Below are 14,198 nucleotides of genomic sequence, written 5' to 3'. Positions count from 1 at the left end.
ACGGTCGACGACATCGTCGTGCTCGGCAAGCGGCGCCTCGATCGGACCAACGGATCGGACATCGTAACCGAGCGGATGTCGCAGGCCAGCATCGCGCTGGATCGCAGCATCCTCGATGATTATGGCGTGCGCCGCCTGGCCGATGCCTTGGAGTTGGTCAGCGGCATATCACAGCAGAACAATCTTGGTGGCCTGCGCGACAATTATGCAATCCGCGGCTTCCTTGGGACGCCTGATACGGGTGCCGAGTACTTCATCGACGGCTTTCTCGCCAACCGCGGTTTCGGACCGCCGCGGGACCCCGCCAATGTCGAACGGATCGAGGTCCTCAAAGGCCCGGTCGGCGTCGTGTTCGGCTCCGTCGATCCGGCTGGTGTCATCAACGTCGTCACCAAGAAGCCGCGCTTCCGGACTGGTGGAAATCTGACGGCGAGTGGTGGTTCATTCGGGACTTACCGCCTGGAAGGCGACGTCGAATCCAGACTGTCGCCATCGTTCTCGATCCGGTTGGTCGGCGCAATGGAGAATAGCGACGGCTTTCGCGAGTTCGTCGATCTCAGGCGCCGCTTGTTCGCACCGTCGATCAGCTGGCGCCCGATGAACGGCACAACGCTCACCTATCAAGGGGAATATGTCCAGTTCAGCTCTCCGTTTGACCGTGGCATTCCGGCGATCAACGGTGATACCGAAGCGGTATCTCGCGATCGCTTCTTGGGGGAGCCGGGTGACGGTCGCGTTTCGTCCAGCAACTGGCGCCACGAGCTGACGCTAGAGCAGAATCTGGGGGGCAGCTGGACCCTGGTTGGCGGTACCGCCTATCGTAACGCGCGCATCCGCGGCTTCTCCAGCGAAACCTCGACCTCGCCAGTAAACGGTATCGTTCGCCGCCAACGCCGCCTTCGCGACTGGAGCTTGACCGATTGGTCGGGACGCGTCGAAGTGCGCGGCACGGTGACTGCCTTGGGGCTTCACCGACCGAGCTTTGGCGTGACGCTCTACGACCTCGACTTCGATACCTATCAGGTACGGTTTCGGCCCAGCGCTACAGAACCCTATCCGATCAACGTCTTCAACCCAATCTATGGTGGCACCGCCGGCCCCCTGACACCGTTCACGATCACCAACGAGCGGCGGAAAGCCGTTGCCGTCTATGGTCAGGACATGTGGGAGCTGACCGACTCGCTCAGTGCAGTAGGTGGGCTGCGTTATGAGCATCTTGATCAGCGCATTGACAACCTGCGTTCGGGGCAACTCAGCCGCCTGAAGCGTGACCCGATCGAATTCCGTGCCGGGCTTCGATATCGGCCCGACCCGCGCTTCGCTTTCCATGCCAATTGGGGGGAAGGCTCGCGCGCCAATTCGAGCGTCGGACGGCTGGGAGAGGCGTTCGCGCCGGAAACGGGGCGTGGCTATGAAGTCGGTGGCAAGCTGGTCCTGCCTTCGGTCCGCGCCGCCGCCAGCTGGTTCAGTGTTTCCAAGCGCAACATCCTCGCGGCCGATCCGATCGACGTGAACTTCCTTGCCACGGTCGGTAGGATCAGGTCGCGCGGCGTCGAACTCGATGGGGAACTCGATCTGACCTCCCGTGTGCGGGTGATCGGCAATTATGCCTTTACAGACGCATCCGCTCAAGATCCGGCTTTTCCCAGCGCCGACGTTCTCAATGTTCCACGCCACGCTGGCACCTTACAACTCTTTGCCACCGTACCACTGTCAGGACGCGATCTCGCTATGAGTGCAGGCGCGACCTATGTCGGTTCGCGGGCTGCGGCGCTCGACGGCGGCAACCTGCGGCTGGCCAGCTATGTCAAAGCCAAGGCCAGCATCGCGTATCCCGTCACAGAAGGGCTGACGGCACGGGTCGAGGTCGATAACATCCTTGACCAGACCTACGCCCAGAGCAGCTACAGCGCCTTGTGGATTTACCCCGGTGCTCCCCGCTCTGTTCTGTTCTCGTTGGCAGCGCGTCTTTGAGATGTCGCGAGGGGCACAAGCAACCTAAGAACAGCTATCAGCTTCATCCGGTGGAGTGACGGGTAGCAGCGTCCCGTCACTCTGATTCCGATGCTCAAATCGAATGAACCCGCTGGAAACTGCTGTTTCCGGCACATTTCAAATGCCTTGGGATGGCGAGATGGTGACCCCTACGAGAATCGAACTCGTGCTTACGCCGTGAGAGGGCGTCGTCCTAACCGCTAGACGAAGGGGCCGTCGCGGGAGGTGCGTCCATACGCACGGTGGTGATCAGCGTCAAGGCACGTTTTGCCGCGCACGATCCCGTGGAACCTGCGCGGCATCGTTACGTTTGCTTATCGATGGGTGACCGCGTCACCCGTTCCGGCGAGGGGCCGGTATTGGAAAAGGGATTTCACATGCTTTGGACGATCGTCGTCATTCTACTCGTGCTTTGGGCACTCGGCCTTGCTGTTCATATCGGTGGCGGGTTGATTCACCTTCTGCTCGTGATTGCCGCGGTGGTCGTCGTGGTCCGCCTGTTGCAGGGTCGTTCCGCGATATAGTCCAATAGCTTAGCGCGCGGTGGCTCAGGCCGCCGCGCGCCGCCTTTCTGCCATTTCGACGTTGAGCATCTCCGCCAGCAGGAATGCGAGTTCCAAACTCTGCCCGGCATTCAGACGGGGATCGCAATGCGTATGGTACCGATCCGCCAGCGATTGTTCGGTCACATCGACCGCGCCGCCGGTGCATTCGGTGACATTCTGCCCGGTCATCTCGGCGTGAATGCCGCCAGCGATCGACCCTTCCGCGCGATGTACCGCGAAAAAGCCGCGAACCTCCGCCAGAATGCGATCGAATGGTCGCGTTTTGTAGCCGTTTGCCGCCTTAATGACGTTGCCGTGCATCGGATCGCAGCTCCATACTACCGGATGCCCTTCGCGTAGGACAGCGCGGACCAGCTTCGGGAGCCCCGCCTCGATCTTGTCGTGGCCATAGCGGGTGATCAGCGTCATCCGCCCCGGGATCCGCGACGGGTTGAGCGTATCGAGCAGCCGCAACAGCGCATCCGGCTCGAGGCTCGGGCCGCACTTCATCCCGATTGGATTGCCGATCCCGCGCAGATATTCGACATGCGCGCTGCCTTCGAAGCGGGTGCGGTCGCCGATCCACAGGAAATGCGCGCTGGTGTCATACCAGTCGCCGGTCAGCGAATCCTGCCGCGTGAGCGCCTGTTCGTAGCGGAGCAGCAGCGCCTCGTGGCTGGTGTAGAAGCTCGTCTGCGCGAGCTGCGGCACCGTCTCGGGGCTGATCCCGCACGCTTCCATGAAATCGAGCGACTCACCGATCCGGTCCGCGACGTCGGCGAACTTCTTCGCCCACGGGCTGCGGCCCATGTAATCGTGCGTCCAGCGATGGACCTGATGGAGGTTCGCATAGCCACCGCCCGCGAACGCGCGGAGCAGGTTGAGCGTCGCCGCCGACTGGCTGTACGCGCGGATCATCCGCTGCGGATCGTTTGCGCGGCCCTCAGGCGTGAAGGCAATGTCGTTGACGATGTCGCCGCGATAGGCGGGCAGGGTGACGTCGCCGATCGTCTCGGTGTCGGCCGAGCGTGGCTTGGCGAACTGCCCCGCCATCCGGCCGAGCTTCACCGTCGGCAGCTTGGACGCGAAGGTCAGCACGACCGCCATCTGCAGGATCACGCGGAACGTATCGCGGATGTTGTTCGCGCTATGCTCGGCGAAGCTCTCGGCGCAGTCGCCGCCTTGCAGAAGGAACGCCTTGCCCTCGGCGACGCGCGCGAGATCCGCGGTCAGGTTGCGCGCTTCGCCCGCGAAGACGAGCGGCGGGAAGCTGCTGAGCTGCGTCGTCGCGGCGTCGAGCGCTGCGGAATCCTCATAGTGTGGCATCTGGCGCGCGTCGGCGCGGGTCCAGCTATCGGGGGCCCAGCTGCTCATGTCATTCTCCATACGAATCTGTACATACCAGTCGGCGTGGGCCGCGATGGCGTTGGCGGCGATCTGGTTGACCACCGGGCCGCTGGCGCGCTTGCCATCCTCTTCCCAGCCCTGAACGGTCGAGCCGGGCGCGCCATACCACGCCCCGAACGCAGCCCGGGTGAGACCCCGTTCTTCGCGGAAGCGTTTGATCTTGAGGCCGGCCATTGTCGTCATGCGGATGCTATTACCCAGACTGGGTAAGAGGTGCAACCCAGAATTTCCCTTGTTGGGTAATTGGGGAGCGTTTGGCGGACGGTGTGGCCTTCGTGCGGGATTTGCCGTTGCTGAAGCGCATCTGATACGAGGGTTCGGCCAGGCGTTCGGTGGCATGCTGCAGGCGTTGTTGCCTTACAGATATGGGAACCCGACATGAACGACGTGATCGCGACGGGGCTGCTGGAAGCCAGCATCGAACGGGTCTGGAACGAGCGTGACGGCGACAAGCGGCTGGCTGCCATCGCCGAGATCTATCATCCCGAGGCGCGCATCCACGAACCCGAGCGGTCGATTACGGGGCATGGGGCGATTTCCGATACCGTCGCCGCGGTCCTCGCCGACATGCCGCCGGGGTTCCGGTTCGAGGTGACCGGGCCGACGCTCGGCCATCACGGTGTTGCGGTAACACGCTGGCAAGGCGGGCCGCCGGGCCAGGTGATCGTGAGCGGTGCGGATGCTGTGCGGATCGTGGACGGGAAGATTCACGAACACTGGTTCTTTTTCGATCCGGCCAGGGAGGAGTAGGTTTCTTAAGCCGGGATAGTGATGACTGTTTTCTCCCCATAGGCAGAAGTTCGCAGGATCTGGCTGACAAAGAATATCGACGCTCAATTGCGTCGTTGACGGGCTACCAAGATCTTATAATCTATCGAGATGAAAGTAAGCACTCGATACATGGCTATGCTTCTCTGGGCATTTGCAACTATGCTCGCCGAAGGCGCGTCGGCGAAAAACTCCGGGCAAGAAAAGGCGCTCGAACGAGCAAGTCAGCGAGGTGCGCTCCTCTACGCCTATGATCAGGCCGCATGGCACGGAACTGACGACATGCTTGCCAAGCTTACCGACCCGTCGAACACAATCGGGGGGTACATCGTCGATGGCCCGGCAACGAACCCCCGGCTCATCTTCTTCGACAAGGCGGGGCGAAAGGCCGTGTACGTCGCAGCGTTTAGAGCCAACCGTCTCGTTGAAGGGCGCGTTCTCGGCGCCGCTGAAAATGTAGCGCTTTCCGAGCTGGATAGGCGCATGCTACTCGCTCTTGCGTCTGCGCGCGCAGCTATCCTGACTGATAGCAGCGTAAGAGCTTGTTCTTCGAAACCTTTCAATACAGTCGTGCTGCCTCCCGACAGTGTAGATGGTGCGATCTCCGTCTACTTCCTCACACCACAAACAAGCGGTAAGGCCATCCCTTTCGGAGGGCATTATGAGGTCGATGTCGACGCCTCGGGCAAGGCCGGCAGCATCCGGCATTTCACCAACTCCTGCCTCGACATGCCGACTCAACCGCAACTGCCGTCGGGGGCCAAACCGGAGGTCATGTTTATCACGCACTCTCTCGATCCGGTGCCGACCGAAATCCACGTCTTCAATTCGCTGGTACTTGGCAAGCGGGTGTTGGTGGGCATCCCATCAACGAACACGATTTGGCCGATACAAGGTGCATTGATTGGTGAACCAGTCCCCCTTTCCAAAAAGCCCTAAAACCAGTTGGCGCTTGAGATAGTCCCGATTGACTCACTTTGCGTGTAATCGGCGAAGTGAAGGAAACGTAGAATGTCCGCTTACGCTCAGTTGCGGACCTCGACGGCGAAACGCTAACGGATGTTAGCCATGGCAGAGCGTGCCATGCCGATCGTTAAGTCGGCGTCCCACGAGTTTCTCCTTTGTCTACCCTCCGTCCCCACCCCAGTAGCGTTCCAGCGCGGTCAACAAGGCGTCCAAGGATCGACCTTGTTCGCGATCGCATAGAAAAAGACTGCAATCTGTTATAAAAGCTAGGGAACGGTATCTAGAATATGTACGGTACCCATTATGGCTGCGTACAAACTATATTGTTTAGATGATCAGGGGCGCATTACCAGCCGGATCGAATTTGTTGGTGATAGCGACGAGGCCGCCATCACGCATGTGCGGCAGCATCATTTTAACAGCGACTGCGAGATTTGGGACTTGGGGCGACTGGTCGCGAAAATTGCAAGGAGCAGCCCCGTTTACCGGGTGGCTAGCACCGCCATATTTTTGAGCCTTGGGCTGGAGCCTTATCTGACCTTTTGAGCCGTCGCCAAACGCAGCTAATCCCGCCGGATGGCTCCCGCATGAAGTCGTCGGTTTACGGCAGCAACTTTGCGGGTCTCGAATGCGTTAGAATTCAGCTATTTAGCTTCGCACGCATACATTAGTGGCACCTCGCGAACTGTAAGGTGGATTATGGCTGGATCACTCGTCAGCCAAAAGCCTGAAACCCTGATGATCGTCGAAGACGAGGCGTTGATCGCGATCGACCTTCGCGACGAATTCGAACTGGCGGGATATAAAGTGCTCGATCTAACGGATCGTCAGGACGAGGCGCTCCAAGCCGCCACGGCCGAAAAGCCCCTTATCGCGTTGGTCAACATTTCGCTTGCGGGCGGTGACGACGGCATCGAGCTTGCGAGGCATCTGAAGGCGATGGGGATACCGGTGCTTCTGATTAGCGGGCAAGTCAGCCGAGCCTGTTCTGCCGAGACTGTGGCAATAGGCTCGATGCCCAAACCCTATCGCCCATCTGAGATGGTAGTTGCAGTGGCGCACCTTCTCGCTCGCCTGAGCGGCAAAGGGTTACTCCGAAAACCAGCTCAGTTGGAGGTATTTGACGGAGCCATCTTCGACGCCATACCTGCCGCCTGAAGTGTTGTTAGCCGTTCTGCGTTGAGCGACCGGTTTCCATCAACCTTAGTCGTTCGCGATCTTGGAGCTTACCTCGCAGTAGCGGCGAGGGGCGTTTCGCCCGTCGAGAGATATTCCCCGACGACGCATTGCTGGGCTCCGCCACCGGTCGTCGGACGCGACCCGTCGCCCTTATGCCCATTACGGCGTCAAAGATGTGTAGCGCCCGCAGTGAACACACTGCCACGGGTGGCGGGACGCGCTGCGCGCCCCTGTTCGCGGTCCGTGCTTCAATATCCCGCGTCGAGATCGACGACATTCTCCATCGGCTTTCCTGCCTGGAACTTCGCAAGGTTGCGGAGGAACAGGTCGGCAGCGCGGACGAACATCTTGGTCTGGCTGCGTCCGGCGAGATGCATCGAATGGATCACGTTGGGGGCAGTCCAGAGCGGATGCTCCGGCGGAAGCGGCTCGGGGTCGACCGTGTCGAGGAACGCGCCTGCGATCGTCCTTTCGCGAAGGGCCGCGAGCAGCGCATCCTGATCGACCATGTCGCCGCGCGCGATGTTGATGAGCCACGCGCTCGATTTCATCGCTGCGAGCTCCGGCGCGCCGATTGTCGCCTTGGTGCCGTCGGTCGACGGTGCGGCGAGGATGACCCAGTCGAACTCGGCGAGCCGCGCTTTCCATGCATCCGGTGGCAGCGTCCCATCGCGGCCCGAGCGCGTGACGCCGGTCACCGCGACTCCGAACGCCGCCAGCCGTTCCCCGATCAGCCGCCCGATCGCGCCATACCCGACGACCAGCGCGCGCGTTTCGAACAGTTCCTGCCGTCCGGGCGCGGTGTCGGGCCAGACGTGGCGGTCGGCGATGCGGACCACCTCGTCATAGCGCTTGGCTGCGACCAGCACGCCCATCACCGCATATTCGGCGACCGCGATCGCATTGATGCCGGCGCCGTTGGTGACGATCGTCCCCGCATCGCGCAGCGCCGGCAGATCGAGCGACTCGATTCCGGCGACTGCGGTGAACAGCCAGCGCAACCGTTTGCCGGCGGCGACCGCTTCCGAGGTCAGTCCGTGCGGGTACAGATCGACCCAGCCGATCTCGGCATCGGCCATTGCTTCGGTTGCTTCCGCCCGCGTCGTGACCCAGGTGATGTCGAGGCCGGCGGGAAGCCGCGCTTCGAGCAACGAACGGGCAAGCGCGGGCAGGACGATTTTCATCGGCAATCTTTCGGCGATGGTCAGAACCAGGCGGTGTCGCCTTCGACGTATTTCCGCTCGAACGCGTCGTCGGGCGTGGCAAGATAGATGATGCATTCGATCAGCGCGATCAGCGCGATGATCGCGGTCGGCACGCCGAACAGGATCGACCCAAACACCGCGACGCACAGCATGATGATCCCGGCCTTGATCTTGCCGAGGTAGAATTTGTGGAGCCCGAGCGTTCCCAGGAAAAGCGCCAGCAGCGCAGCGACGAAGCGGTTCTTGTCGGCGGTCATCGCGGTGCCACCGGTGACATAGATGCCGGTGGCGCGGCCGTCGCGTGCCTCGAAATCGACGCGCTGCCCGGTTTGCGGCGCGGTGCGGTGGCGCCAATCGGTGGGGGTGAAGGCGTAGCGGCATCCGTCCTCAGCGCTGATCATCCCCTCGGCGCTGTCGGTGTCGTATCCCAAGATCCTGCCCTGCATCGTCACGTCCCCCCGGTTGTGTCCGGGGGGCAGCTTAGCGCGGGCGAGCGCGAAGGGAAGGGGCGGCAGGGATGACGGCGTAGGGTCGGTGGCACTTACAAAAAAACGGCCGGTCCCGTGGGACCGACCGTTCCTTAACCGCTCAAGGCTGCAAAGCCTCAGCCAGCAGCAGGCGACCGCCGACCGCCGCCGCCGCCAGCTGGGCGACCACCACCCGCCGGACGGCCGCTGCCACCGGGACGACCACTACCGGCCGGACGACCAGCGCCTGCCGGACGGCCTGCGCCACCCGCCGGACGGCCCGCGCCGCCAGCGTTATACGGACGGCTACCACCGGCAGGACGCTCGCCGGTCGGGCGGGCGGCATGCGTTGCGCGCGGCGGCGCACGGTGACGACCGCTCTCGTCGCGCGGACGATCGCTGACGTCGGAACCCGCCGGGCGTGCCGCCTTGATGCGGGCGGCTTCGGCCATGAAGCCCTCGGGCAGCTTGACCATGTCGGGCTTGACGCGCGTCAGCTTCTCGATGTCGCGCAGGTAGCTCCGCTCGTCATCCGCGCAGAAGCTGATCGCAATGCCCGATGCGCCGGCGCGCGCGGTGCGGCCGATGCGGTGGACGTACTGCTCTGCCACGTTGGGCAGCTCGAAGTTGAACACATGGCTGACGCCCGAAACGTCGATCCCGCGCGCCGCGATGTCGGTCGCGACCAGCACCTTGACCTTGCCGGTCTTGAACTCGCCGAGCGCGCGTTCGCGCTGCGGCTGGCTCTTGTTGCCGTGGATCGCGTTGGCCGGAATGCCGTTTGCGCCGAGCAGCTTCACGACGCGGTCTGCGCCATGCTTGGTCCGCGTGAAGACTAGGCAACGCTCTATCGCGCCGTCCGCCAGCAGCATCGTCAGCAGCGCCTGCTTCTCGCCCTGGTTGACGAAATAGACATACTGCTCGACGCGCTCGGCCGTGCTCGACACCGGCGCGACCTTGACGGTTGCGGGATCGTTGAGGAACTGGTCGGCGAGCTCGCGGATCGCGTTCGGCATCGTTGCCGAGAAGAACAGCGTCTGGCGCACGCGCGGCAGCATCTTCACGATCTTGCGCAGTGCGTGAATGAAGCCGAGGTCGAGCATCTGATCGGCTTCGTCGAGCACGAGGATCTCGAGCATCGCGAGGCTGACCATCCGCTGCTCGATCAGGTCGAGCAGACGGCCCGGCGTGGCAACGAGGATGTCGACGCCGCGGCTCATGTCCTGGCGGTTCTTGTTGATGCTGGTCCCGCCGAACACCGTCGCGACGGTCATCTTGGAGAACTTCGCATAATCGCGCGCGCTATCGGCGATCTGGCTGGCGAGTTCGCGCGTCGGTGCGAGCACCAGCATGCGGCAATGCGTCGGCAGGACGCGCTTGTCGGCGGCGACGAGGCGCTGGATCGACGGCAGCACGAACGCGGCGGTCTTGCCGGTGCCGGTCTGCGCGATGCCGAGCAGATCGCGGCCTTCGAGCAGCATCGGGATCGACTGCGCCTGGATCGGGGTGGGGGAGGTATAGCCCTTTGCTTCGAGCGCGCGGACGAGCGGCTCGGCAAGGCCGAGATGTGCGAAAGACATGAAAGTGTATTCCATTGCATATGCCATGGACGCACGTTCTCGACGCGCGGATGGCGGGGGGAGATTTGACACCCCGCGTGAAAAGGGAAGTCCGTTTGGTAACGACCGAGGCGGAGCTGGGACGATAAGGTCCGATCACGCTGCATGACGCTTCGATGAGCGCCATATGGCCGAGGCGGCGGCGGAAGTCAAGGTTGGGGTGGCGTGTGGCTACGGCCGTCACCTCGGCGAAGGCCGGGGCCGCTATGTTCGAGTACCCCTCGCCCCAAAGCTGGCGTCATGCTGAACTTGTTTCAGCATCCACCGTGCAGCCGGCATGGTCCGGACTCGTGGAGGGCTGGATCCTGAAACAAGTTCAGGATGACGGGCGGTTTTACCGAACTCCCGCCGCAGAAGTCTCGCCTTTGCCGGGGTGACGGCCTTATCGATCAGCCGACCCGGTTCTCCTCCAACCCCGCGCGGAAATCGTCGGGTAATGTGGTCAGCCCGCCGCTTGCGCTCATGACGAGGACGACGTCGCACGTTGCGACGCAAGCGCCGCGCTGAAACGCCGCCGACAGGATCTGCCAGCTGCGATTGCCAATCTCGCCGATCCCGGTCGCGACCTCGACGTCATCGGGGAAATAGGCCTCGGCGAGATAGTTAATTTCCACACGCGCGACGAGCCAGCGATGCCCCGACCAGCCTGCCAGGTCGAGCGACCGGTTGAACCGCACCCGCGCGCTCTCGAACAGCGCTGCCATCGCGACGTTGTTGATATGGCCGAGCACGTCGAGATCCTGGAACCGTGTCTGGATCGTCGTGGTGTGCGGGTAATGCGCGCGGTCCTGTCGCGCCGGATCATGCCGTCCCATTCAGCGCGGTGCCATCCGGATCGCGCCGTCGAGCCGCACGTCTTCGCCGTTGAAGTAGCTGTTCTCGACCATCGAGAGCGCGAGCTTGGCATATTCCTCGGGCTTTCCCAGACGTTTGGGGAAGGGGACCGAGGCGGCGAGATTGTCCTTCACCTGCTGTGGCGCGCCTTGCATCAAAGGCGTCTCGAAGATGCCGGGGAGGATCGTGTTGACGCGAATGCCTTCCCCCATCAGGTCGCGCGCGATCGGCAGCGTCATGCCGACGACCCCGCCCTTGGACGCGGAATAGGCCGCCTGGCCCATCTGCCCGTCCTCGGCGGCGACACTCGCTGTCATCACGATCGCGCCGCGTTCGCCGTCTTCACCGGGCGAGAGCGTCAGCATCCCCGCCGCCGACTTGGCGACGCAGCGGAAGGTGCCGACGAGGTTGATCTGGATAAGCCAGTCGAACGCGGCGAGGCTGAAATGCTTGATGCTGCCGTCTTCCTTGGAGCGGCTCGCGGTCTTCATCGCATTGCCGGTGCCCGCGCAGCAGATGAGGATCGCTTCCTGCCCGTGCGCCGCGCGCGCCTTGGCGAAGCCGGCGTCGACCGATTCCTCGGACGTGACGTTCACTTCGCAGAAGGTGCCGCCGATCTCTGCGGCGATCGCTTCGCCCTTCTCGGTCTGCATGTCGAAGATCGCGACCTTGACGCCTTTGGCGGCAAGCGCGCGCGCGGTCGCGGCGCCGAGGCCGGAGGCGCCGCCGGTGACGACGGCTGCGGTGGCGGAGTCTAGGTTCATGTCGGGATACCTTCTTTGGAACGAGAATGCCCCTCCCCTTCAGGGGAGGGGATGGGGGTGGGGTGTGCCTCGCAGAGAGGTTTGTTCTGCTGGACTTCCCCACCCCAACCCCTCCCCTGAAGGGGAGGGGCTAAGTGAGATCAGAGTCGTTCGATGATCGCGGCGTTGACGCGCTTGGCGGCGCGGGCGGATGCACCGTCGGTGACGATCGCGGATTTGCTGGAGTCTAGGTTCATGTCGGGGTCCCTCCCTTGGAGCAAGAACGCCCCTCCCCTTCAGGGGAGGGGATGGGGGTGGGGCGTGCCTCGCAGAGAGGTTTGTTCTGCTGGACTTCCCCACCCCAACCCCTCCCCTGAAGGGGAGGGGCTAAGGTAGATCAAAGCCGTTCGATGATCGTGACGTTGGCGATGCCGCCGCCTTCGCACATCGTCTGCAAGCCGTAGCGCCCGCCCGATGCATGCAGCGCATGGACCAAGGTCGCCATCAGCTTCGTCCCAGACGCGCCGAGCGGATGCCCCAAGGCAATCGCGCCGCCGTTGACGTTCAGCCGTGCGTGATCCGCGCCGGTATGCTTGAGCCACGCGAGCGGCACCGGCGCGAACGCCTCGTTGACCTCATACAGGTCGATATCCGCGATCTTCATCCCCGAGCGCTGCAACGCACGATCGGTCGCGAACAGCGGTTCCTCGAGCATGATCACCGGGTCGCCCCCGGTGACGGTCAGGTTGACGATGCGCGCGAGCGGGGTCAGCCCATGTTCCTTGAGCGCGCGCTCGCTGACGATCATCACCGCCGACGCGCCGTCGCAGATCTGGCTGGCGTTGGCGGCGGTGATGCTGCCGCCTTCCTGCAGCAATTTGACCGAACCGATGCTCTCCAGTGTCGCGTCCGCGCGGATGCCTTCGTCGGTGCGGTGGCTGATGATGCCGTCGGGCGTCTCGACGTCGAGCGCCAGGATCTCTTTGTCGAACGCACCCCGGTCGGTCGCGGCGGCGGCGCGGCGGTGGCTTTCGACCGCAAACGTGTCGAGCTGCTCGCGGGTGAAGCCATGCTTCTTGACGATCATCTCCGCGCCCATGAACTGGCTGAACATGATGCCGGGGTATTTCTCCTCGAGCAGCGGCGACTTGTAGTTGCCCAGCCCCTCTTTCATGAACAGCGTCGCAGTGGTGCCCATCGGGACGCGCGTCATGCTCTCGACCCCCGCTGCGATCACGATGTCCTGCGTCCCCGACATCACCGCCTGCGCGGCGAATTGCATCGCCTGTTGCGACGAGCCGCACTGCCGGTCGATCGATACGGCAGGGACGCTGTCGGGGAGGTTCTTCGCCGCGAGCACCGCGTTGCGGCCGACTTGCCCCGCCTGTTGCCCGCCCTGCATGACGCAGCCCATGATCACGTCGTCGACTGCCGCGCCGTCGATCCCGGTCCGCGCGACGATCGCGTCGAGCACCGCTGCCGCCATATCGACCGGATGCCACCCGGCGAGCTTTCCGCCGCGCTTGCCGCCGGCGGTGCGCACTGCGTCCACGATATAGGCCTCGGCCATGCTCGACTCTCCATAAGGGTTGTATTTTGCAACTGTCTTGCCCTGAATGCCGGTCCCGGGCAAGAGTGCGCTTGCATACCCAAGGCTCGAAAGGAGATTCCATGATCGTCAGCGAAGCGATTGCGGCGCGGCGATCGGTCCGCGGGTTCCTCCCGAACCCGGTCGATACGGAACTGTTGCACGCGATCGTTACAAAGGCTGCGCGGGCGGCGACCGGCGGAAATCTGCAGCCGTGGCACGTCGACCTGATGACCGGTGCACCGCTCGCCGCGCTCAAGCAGACGATCGCCGCGAAGCTGTTGCGCGGCGAGACCGAGGAGCCGGCCTATGACATCTATCCCCGTGACCTCGTCGCGCCATACCGCGACCGGCGTTTCGCGGTCGGGGAGGCGCTGTACGCCGAACTCGGCATCCCGCGCGCCGACAAGGCGGCGCGGCGCTCGTGGTTCGCGCGCAACTTCCAGTTCTTCGGCGCCCCCGCCGCCCTGTTCTGCAGCATCGACCGGCGGATGGGGCCGCCGCAATGGGCGGACCTCGGCATGTATCTTCAGACCGTGATGCTGCTTGCGGTCGAGGTGGGGCTGGCGACGTGTGCGCAGGAATGCTGGGCGATGTATCCAGAGACGGTCGGCGCAGCGATCGGCTTGCCCGGGGAACGCATGCTGTTCTGTGGCATGGCGATCGGGCTGGAGGACACCGCCGATCCGGCGAATGCGGTGCGGGCGGCGCGGGCGCCCACAATGGAATGGCTGACCGTGCACGATTGAGGCGCGCTTTCACCGCCACATCCGTCACCCCCGTGCCCGCGGGGTTCGCCACTGGCGGACGCTGTGATGAAACGGCGGTACCGATCCAAGCCCGCCGTTCGGAAATGACGGACGTGGGGGAGGGGGCGTTCTT

General features: G+C 63.4%; 14 protein-coding genes and 1 tRNA gene. 7 read left to right on the top strand and 8 right to left on the bottom strand.

What is annotated here, in order from left to right; genetic code table 11:
* Positions 1-18 precede the first annotated feature (18 nt).
* Entirely contained in the window at positions 19-1,974 is a 1,956-nt protein-coding gene (locus QBJ92_RS00165; RefSeq protein ID WP_277967658.1) for a TonB-dependent receptor, read from the top strand.
* Positions 1,975-2,135: 161 nt separating this feature from the next.
* On the opposite strand, the gene QBJ92_RS00160 is transcribed toward QBJ92_RS00165, so the two are convergent.
* Positions 2,136-2,210, bottom strand: a tRNA-Glu gene (locus tag QBJ92_RS00160).
* Between the two features lie 162 nt (positions 2,211-2,372).
* Here QBJ92_RS00160 and QBJ92_RS00155 point away from each other — a divergent pair.
* Positions 2,373-2,519 (top strand): lmo0937 family membrane protein, encoded by a 147-nt coding sequence (locus QBJ92_RS00155; protein WP_277967943.1) that lies wholly within the window; start codon positions 2,373-2,375, stop codon positions 2,517-2,519.
* Positions 2,520-2,543: 24 nt separating this feature from the next.
* On the opposite strand, the gene QBJ92_RS00150 is transcribed toward QBJ92_RS00155, so the two are convergent.
* A complete protein-coding gene (locus QBJ92_RS00150) occupies positions 2,544-3,914 on the bottom strand; it encodes a class II 3-deoxy-7-phosphoheptulonate synthase (protein ID WP_277967942.1) in 1,371 nt (456 codons plus the stop codon).
* Positions 3,915-4,325: 411 nt separating this feature from the next.
* Here QBJ92_RS00150 and QBJ92_RS00145 point away from each other — a divergent pair, with 411 nt between their 5' ends.
* The 4 genes from QBJ92_RS00145 to QBJ92_RS00130 all read left to right on the top strand — a co-directional run bounded on the left by QBJ92_RS00145 (position 4,326) and on the right by QBJ92_RS00130 (position 6,839).
* The gene (locus QBJ92_RS00145) at positions 4,326-4,697 is read left to right on the top strand and encodes a nuclear transport factor 2 family protein (RefSeq protein WP_277967657.1); all 372 of its coding nucleotides are present in this window, start codon (positions 4,326-4,328) and stop codon (positions 4,695-4,697) included.
* Positions 4,698-4,847: 150 nt separating this feature from the next.
* Positions 4,848-5,654, top strand: coding sequence for a hypothetical protein (locus tag QBJ92_RS00140; protein ID WP_277967656.1), 807 nt, complete (start codon positions 4,848-4,850; stop codon positions 5,652-5,654).
* Positions 5,655-5,984: 330 nt separating this feature from the next.
* Positions 5,985-6,227, top strand: coding sequence for a hypothetical protein (locus QBJ92_RS00135; protein WP_277967655.1), 243 nt, complete (start codon positions 5,985-5,987; stop codon positions 6,225-6,227).
* A 153-nt stretch (positions 6,228-6,380) separates the two neighbouring features.
* Complete coding sequence (locus QBJ92_RS00130) at positions 6,381-6,839, top strand: response regulator (RefSeq protein WP_277967654.1); 459 nt, start codon at positions 6,381-6,383, stop codon at positions 6,837-6,839.
* Between the two features lie 269 nt (positions 6,840-7,108).
* Here the strand turns inward: QBJ92_RS00130 and QBJ92_RS00125 are convergent, their stop codons facing one another.
* The 6 genes from QBJ92_RS00125 to QBJ92_RS00100 form a co-directional block, all read right to left on the bottom strand.
* Positions 7,109-8,044, bottom strand: coding sequence for a D-2-hydroxyacid dehydrogenase (locus tag QBJ92_RS00125; RefSeq protein WP_277967653.1), 936 nt, complete (start codon positions 8,042-8,044; stop codon positions 7,109-7,111).
* A gap of 20 nt (positions 8,045-8,064) precedes the next feature.
* Positions 8,065-8,511 carry a TM2 domain-containing protein gene (locus QBJ92_RS00120; RefSeq protein WP_277967652.1) on the bottom strand — a complete coding sequence of 149 codons (447 nt, stop codon included), beginning with the start codon at positions 8,509-8,511 and terminating at the stop codon, positions 8,065-8,067.
* A 158-nt stretch (positions 8,512-8,669) separates the two neighbouring features.
* Positions 8,670-10,112 (bottom strand): DEAD/DEAH box helicase, encoded by a 1,443-nt coding sequence (locus QBJ92_RS00115; protein ID WP_277967651.1) that lies wholly within the window; start codon positions 10,110-10,112, stop codon positions 8,670-8,672.
* 428 nt (positions 10,113-10,540) lie between these two features.
* Positions 10,541-10,966: an acyl-CoA thioesterase gene (locus tag QBJ92_RS00110; RefSeq protein WP_277967650.1), complete on the bottom strand. Its 426-nt coding sequence runs from the start codon at positions 10,964-10,966 to the stop codon at positions 10,541-10,543.
* Positions 10,967-11,749, bottom strand: a complete 783-nt coding sequence (locus tag QBJ92_RS00105) for an SDR family NAD(P)-dependent oxidoreductase (protein ID WP_277967649.1) — start codon at positions 11,747-11,749, stop codon at positions 10,967-10,969.
* A 376-nt stretch (positions 11,750-12,125) separates the two neighbouring features.
* The gene (locus QBJ92_RS00100; protein WP_277967648.1) at positions 12,126-13,298 is read right to left on the bottom strand and encodes an acetyl-CoA C-acetyltransferase; all 1,173 of its coding nucleotides are present in this window, start codon (positions 13,296-13,298) and stop codon (positions 12,126-12,128) included.
* A 101-nt stretch (positions 13,299-13,399) separates the two neighbouring features.
* On the opposite strand from QBJ92_RS00100, the gene QBJ92_RS00095 reads away from it, so the two are divergent.
* Positions 13,400-14,065 (top strand): nitroreductase, encoded by a 666-nt coding sequence (locus QBJ92_RS00095; RefSeq protein ID WP_277967647.1) that lies wholly within the window; start codon positions 13,400-13,402, stop codon positions 14,063-14,065.
* Positions 14,066-14,198 lie beyond the last annotated feature (133 nt).

The sequence above is a fragment of the Sphingomonas echinoides genome, assembly GCF_029623395.1.
Lineage (GTDB): Bacteria > Pseudomonadota > Alphaproteobacteria > Sphingomonadales > Sphingomonadaceae > Sphingomonas > Sphingomonas echinoides_A.
The sequence above is the reverse complement of the archived record's forward strand: the minus strand, read 5'-3'. Positions and strand labels throughout refer to the sequence as shown.